The organism is Pseudoalteromonas sp. SR45-5, from assembly GCF_014163565.1.
Taxonomy (GTDB): Bacteria; Pseudomonadota; Gammaproteobacteria; order Enterobacterales; family Alteromonadaceae; genus Pseudoalteromonas; species Pseudoalteromonas distincta.
The window spans coordinates 1-6,034 of the sequence record NZ_JACJDN010000220.1 but is presented as its reverse complement, the minus strand read 5'-3'; the positions used below and the strand labels follow the sequence as shown (position 1 = coordinate 6,034).

6 protein-coding genes are annotated in these 6,034 nt (G+C 39.9%); all 6 read right to left on the bottom strand.

Annotation, left to right across the window (positions count from 1 at the left end):
- Window positions 1-246, bottom strand: a 246-nt coding sequence (locus tag H5072_RS09900) for an integration host factor subunit alpha (RefSeq protein ID WP_182693428.1), incomplete at its 3' end; no start/stop codon positions are given.
- A gap of 2 nt (window positions 247-248) precedes the next feature.
- Window positions 249-2,636, bottom strand: a complete 2,388-nt coding sequence (pheT, locus tag H5072_RS09895) for a phenylalanine--tRNA ligase subunit beta (RefSeq protein ID WP_182693427.1) — start codon at window positions 2,634-2,636, stop codon at window positions 249-251.
- A gap of 15 nt (window positions 2,637-2,651) precedes the next feature.
- Complete coding sequence (gene pheS / locus H5072_RS09890; RefSeq protein WP_002960692.1) at window positions 2,652-3,632, bottom strand: phenylalanine--tRNA ligase subunit alpha; 981 nt, start codon at window positions 3,630-3,632, stop codon at window positions 2,652-2,654.
- Window positions 3,633-3,977: 345 nt separating this feature from the next.
- The gene (hda, locus tag H5072_RS09885) at window positions 3,978-4,688 is read right to left on the bottom strand and encodes a DnaA regulatory inactivator Hda (RefSeq protein WP_182693429.1); all 711 of its coding nucleotides are present in this window, start codon (window positions 4,686-4,688) and stop codon (window positions 3,978-3,980) included.
- Window positions 4,688-5,743 (bottom strand): DUF2066 domain-containing protein, encoded by a 1,056-nt coding sequence (locus tag H5072_RS09880; RefSeq protein ID WP_024596168.1) that lies wholly within the window; start codon window positions 5,741-5,743, stop codon window positions 4,688-4,690. The genes hda and H5072_RS09880 overlap by 1 nt, the downstream gene beginning before the upstream one ends.
- 94 nt (window positions 5,744-5,837) lie before the next feature.
- A partial coding sequence (locus tag H5072_RS20885; protein WP_220488577.1) for a hypothetical protein occupies window positions 5,838-6,034 on the bottom strand: 197 nt, incomplete at its 5' end.

Below are 6,034 nucleotides of genomic sequence, written 5' to 3'. Positions count from 1 at the left end.
TCGAAAAGTCACCACGCGACGTGCCGAAATAGGAATATCTTCGCCTGTTTTCGGGTTGCGGCCTGGTCTTTCTTTTTTGTCTCGAAGATCAAAGTTACCAAATCCAGAGAGCTTAACCTGCTCGCCTTTTTCTAGCGCTGAGCGGATTTCTTCAAAAAACGCTTCAACTAAATCTTTGGCATCTTTTTTATTGATCCCGAGCTTTTCAAATAGGTGTTCAGCTATGTCGGCTTTAGTAAGCGCCATATCTAGTCCCTCAACGATGCATTAAACTGTTCGGCCAATTCGGCCACCACGTTATCAACTACTAGATTGATATCTTTCTCTTCGAGTGTTCTATCAACCGCTTGCAGTGTTAGAGCAATCGCCAAACTCTTATAATTTGGCTCAATACCTTTGCCCTTATACACATCGAATAAGTTTAGGTCAACCAATTGATTTCCGCCAACTTTTTCGATCACGCTTAAAATGTCGCCAGATTTAACGCTGTCTGCCACTAAAATCGCGATGTCGCGGCGATTTGAAGGGAATTTAGACACCCCTTCGGCTTGCGGTAAATTTCTTTTTTCTATTGCTGACATTTCAATTTCAAAAACAAAAGTTGCGTTGTTGATATCTAACGACTTTTGAGCTTGAGGATGTAAAGCACCAAAAAAACCAACCTTTTTACCATCAACATATATTACTGCTGATTGACCAGGGTGAAGTCCATCTGACTGCTCGGCTTTAATTTCAAAGCGAGTAATGTCATTGGTAATTGCAAGTAAGGCTTCAACATCACCTTTTAAATCGTAAAAATCAACATTGCGTTTTTCTTCAACCCAATGTTCACCATTTACAAGACCCGTAATAACACCACCAATAACCGGTACTTGGTAAACACCATTTTCTGCACTATCGTCGCTTATAAATTTAAGACCATGTTCGAATAAACGAATACGAGGCTGTTGGCGATTTTGGTTATACGCTACAGACGCTAATAAACCCGGCATTAAACTTACACGCATTGCTGACATTTCAATTGAAATAGGATGCGGTAATACCATTGCTTTACACTCTGGGTGTAAAATAGCTTGTGCTTTAGGGTCTACAAAGCTGTACGTAATTGCTTCTTGGTAACCACGAGTCACTAACGTATTGCGGAACTTGCTAAGCGCAATAGTTGCTTCGTTATGTGTCGTCATTTTAAGTTTTGCAGTTGGTGCAACATTTGGAATGCTGTTGTAACCGTAAACACGTGCTACTTCTTCAATTAAATCTTCTTCGATGCGAATATCAAAACGGTAGCTTGGTACGTCCGCACTCCAGCTTTCATTTTCTACTTTAACATCAAGACCTAAACGCGTAAGAATATCTGTTACTTTAGCATCTTCAATATGATGACCAATAACACGGTCTAAACGTGCACGACGAAGACGTACTTCAGTCACTTTTGGTAGTTTATCAGCCGCAACAGCTTCAACTACTGGACCTGCTTGACCACCCACAATTTCAAGAAGAAGTGCTGTTGCACGTTCCATTGCATCGTGTTGTAGAGCAAAATCAACACCGCGCTCATAACGGTGTGAAGCATCAGTGTGTAAACCGTAGCTACGTGCTTGTCCTGCAATTGCTACAGGATTAAAAAATGCGCTTTCAAGTAATATATCAGATGTTTTATCTGTAACACCTGATTGCTCCCCACCAAAAATACCCGCAATTGCAAGTGCTTTATTATGATCGGCTATCACAAGTGTTGTGTCGTTTAATTTAGCGGTATTACCGTCTAATAAAACAAGTTCTTCGCCTGTGTTTGCACTACGAACTTTAATACCACCTTCAATCGCATTTAAATCAAACGCGTGCATTGGGTGACCAAGTTCAAGTAATACATAGTTAGTAACATCAACTACAGGATCGATAGAACGTACGCCACTACGACGTAATTTTTCAACCATCCAAAGTGGTGTTTCAGCATCAAGGTTAATGCCCTTTATCACACGGCCAAGGTAACGAGGACATGCATCTTCGTTAACTAGCTCAATTGATACTTTGTCATCAATTGTTGGCGTAACCGCTGGGATATCTAATACATTTACGTCAATGCTATTTAAAACACCTACTTCACGAGCAAGGCCTTTAATACCTAAACAATCACCACGATTTGGTGTTAAGTCAACATCTATAATATTGTCATCAAGACCTAGGTAGTCACGTAAATCAGTGCCTACTGGTGCATCGCTTGGCAATTCCATAATGCCGTCGCCTTCTTCGCTAATACCTAGCTCAACAAAAGCACATAGCATTCCGTTTGAAGGTTGGCCGCGTAGTTTGGCTTTTTTAATTTTAAAGTCACCAGGAAGTACAGCGCCCACAGTTGCAACAGCAACTTTAATACCTAAACGACAATTTGGTGCACCACACACGATATCAAGTAGCTCATCGCCACCTACGTTAATTTTGGTAACACGAAGTTTATCTGCATCAGGGTGTTGACCACATTCAACAACTTCACCAACAACTACGCCATTAAATTTGGCAGCAGCAGGCTCAACACCATCAACTTCTAGACCAGCCATTGAAAGCTGTTCCGAAAGAGCTTGCGTATCAATAGCAGGATTAACCCACTCTCTTAACCACTTTTCACTAAATTTCATTTTATTGTTTCACTCTTAACGGAACTGGTTCAGGAATTTTAAGTCATTTTCGAAAAATGCACGCAAATCGTTTACGCCATAGCGCAACATTGTTAAACGCTCTACACCCATGCCAAAGGCAAAGCCGGTGTATTTTTCTGGGTCAATGCCCACAGACTTAAGTACATTGGGATGTACCATGCCGCAGCCTAGTACTTCTAACCACTTACCGTCTTTACCCATAACATCTACTTCAGCTGAAGGTTCTGTAAATGGGAAGAATGAAGGACGGAAACGAATTTCCATATCCTCTTCAAAGAAGTTACGTAAAAAATCATGCAAAATACCTTTTAACTCCGTAAAGCTAACATCGGTATCAACCATTAAACCTTCAACCTGGTGGAACATTGGTGTATGTGTTTGGTCGTAATCGTTACGGTATACACGTCCAGGTGAAATAATGCGCAGTGGTGGCTGCTCAGTTTCCATAGTACGAATTTGCACGCCACTAGTTTGTGTGCGTAGTACTAATTTAGGATTGAAATAAAAGGTATCGTGATCAGCACGTGCTGGATGGTGCTCAGGGATATTTAGCGCATCAAAGTTATGAAAATCGTCTTCGATTTCTGGACCAGATTTAACTTCAAAACCTAACTCACCAAAAAAGCTTTCTATACGCTCAATAGTGCGCGTAACTGGGTGTAAACCGCCGGTAGGCATAACACGTCCTGGCAGGGTTACATCTATAGTTTCAGCAGCTAGCTTTTCTTCAAGTGCTTTACTTGCAAGCAATTCACGCTTTTCGTTAATAGCAGCTTGCACATCCTGTTTAGCTTGGTTTATAACTTGGCCTGCTTCTTTACGTTCTTCAGGTGCTATTTTACCTAACGTTTTAAGTAAGCTAGTGATTTCGCCTTTTTTACCAAGGTAATTAACCCTGATATCTTCTAACTGCGCTATTTCACTGGCACTGGCTACCGCCTCAAGTGCTTGCGCTAATATGTTTTCTAAGTTCATTCGATACCTGATCTTTCACAGAAGGTGATTGCTTAAGAGCGTGTTGGCCTTTCAAGATTGCTTTACAACAGTGTGGTTGGTTATTAAATAAGGTTAAGCATTGGACTGTAGTTTCCTACATAAGTGATGCAATAACGCTAAATAAAGACCAAACACATGCAGTTTGAAGTGTTTATCTCGGAGGCTACGTTCTTTGTTGTTCGGGTTTCGCATATAAAAACTATGCTAATGTCCTCACGACGCGATTAAAGCACTCTTAAATTAAACAAATTCCAATCAGGAAAGGTAAACACGCTCTGATAATAGCTTATGATAACTGAAAGCAGGGTCTAGATTCTAGACCTACTACAGCTTTAACGTTGATTTTATAAAAGGAATAGTTAATTTTCGCTGTGCAGCCATAGATGCATGATCTAATTTGTCGAGTACATCTAATAAAGCTCGCATATCACGGCTTAAACGGGTTAATAAAAAGCGTGCACACTCATCACTTAATTCAAGGCCGCGCATGTGAGTGCGCTTAACAAGTGCTTGTGCTTTATCGTCATCACTCATAGAACGAATTTGAAAGGTTGTTCCCCACGTTAAACGAGACTCTAAATCAGGCAGAGATATATTGAGCATGCTCGGAAGTAAATCAGCAGTTACTACTAGCATTTTACCGGGTTCGTTAAACCGGTTAAAAAAGTTAAATAGTGCTTTTTCCCACGCATCATTCCCTGCAACTAAATGCACATCATCAATACATAGAACATCAAGCGCTTCTAAACCGTCTAATACCATAGGTCCAAAATCAATTACTTCGCGCATAGACAGTAGCATATTAGATAAGCCACGCTCTTGTGCTTTTATGCAGGTTGCATATAAAAGATGAGACTTGCCCGAATCACCTAAACCACATAGGTATGTATACTGAAACGTTTTTGCTAATTTGGAAAAGCTATCTTTTAGATGATTAACCTCCAAAGAGTCTTCTCCCCCAAAATACGATGCAAATGTTTCGTCATCCGGTAAAGTAACCGGTAGTGCCATTTGCATCGGCTCAGACATTAGCATTATGGTGTTACCCATTGATACTCTAAGCTATTTTTATCAACAACATGATAAAATGCGCGTGGATCCTCATAATCTTTAAATGAAGAGTCTAGCCCTAACCCTTTTTTAAGATCACTCAAGTTACCAGTATGGTTTAGTTTAAATTCAACAAATTCCGGTGTTTTACGAACAATTTTGACTTGCGTAACAACACTCAGGCTCAATAATCTTCGTTTCGCTAATTCTATATCAACAAAACTTTGTGTACCCTTTAGCGTGAGCGTAGCAGTTGCTTGTTCATAATAAGCATTTGGATCAATTGCATACTCGCTTGCAAGGCCTCGCGCTAAGGTATCAATCATCTGGCTCACTATTTGCTGTTTATCACCAGTTAATCGATTTGAATCAAATTGATCATCATTAGTAAAACGCCAATCTAAAATCCAATTTTCGCTATCTGCTTCTTTATACATTCTAGCTGTAATACTTCGCTCAGCGCTGTAGCGTCTAGAGGCCTCTTCTACTGGTTCTGAAAAGTTACCCCACACCTCAGGAATACCTACTAGACGTCGATCTTGTAAATCAAGTAATGGAACAACGACAGGTAAACCACGACGCCCTGCTTTGTCATAAATTAACTGCTCTAACTGCGGGTAACTTTCTTGTGTTACCAATTCTCTGCGCCAATTGTCTTCAATACCTAACCATATTGCGACTAATGGACGTTGTACTCCCCATAAAGGTAAGTTTAACTCTTTGATTAGCGCGTTGATCTTTCGAGCTTCAAATTTAACAACGAGTTTCAATTGTCCATTTGCTCTCTCGTCATATTCAAACTTAAGCATATAATCAGAAATATCTTTAGTACGTTGCTGCGCTAATTTATTTTGATCCGCAGTTTCATCACCGCTTACTTTCACTAAAACATTAAGCAAAGCTTTACGACTCGCAGCTAATCGAGTATCTCGTGTTTTGTCATCCACTTTTAAAATATCTTGATATAGATCAGTTACTTCAACTGCCGACACAGAAAAACAAAATAAAATGGATATGGCGCTAATTAATAATCTATACACAGGCTGTTAGTTCTTGGTTTTAAACTGATTTGATCCTAAATCAAAGACAGTAACAAAGCAAAATTAAATTTGTTATCTAAGGAAATGAGAGTAATTAGCTTTTATAAAAAATAAAAAAGATTAAATTAACTTCAGGAGTCGCTAAGCTCACCCGACCTACGTGATGGTGTTGATGTGAATGTGTGTTAATTGCGCGCATTTCACTTTTCTGCAGACGTAAAAAAGCCCGACTATTTTTAGTCGGGCTTTCTACAATTTGAAGTCGGTGCGCTACGCAGTAGGATGTTGTAG

Bases quoted from the DNA above. Each gene is read 5' to 3' on its own strand.
- hda (WP_182693429.1), bottom strand. From the start codon at position 4,688: ATGCTAATGTCTGAGCCGATGCAAATGGCACTACCGGTTACTTTACCG.
- pheS (WP_002960692.1), bottom strand. From the start codon at position 3,632: ATGAACTTAGAAAACATATTAGCGCAAGCACTTGAGGCGGTAGCCAGT.
- pheT (WP_182693427.1), bottom strand. From the start codon at position 2,636: ATGAAATTTAGTGAAAAGTGGTTAAGAGAGTGGGTTAATCCTGCTATT.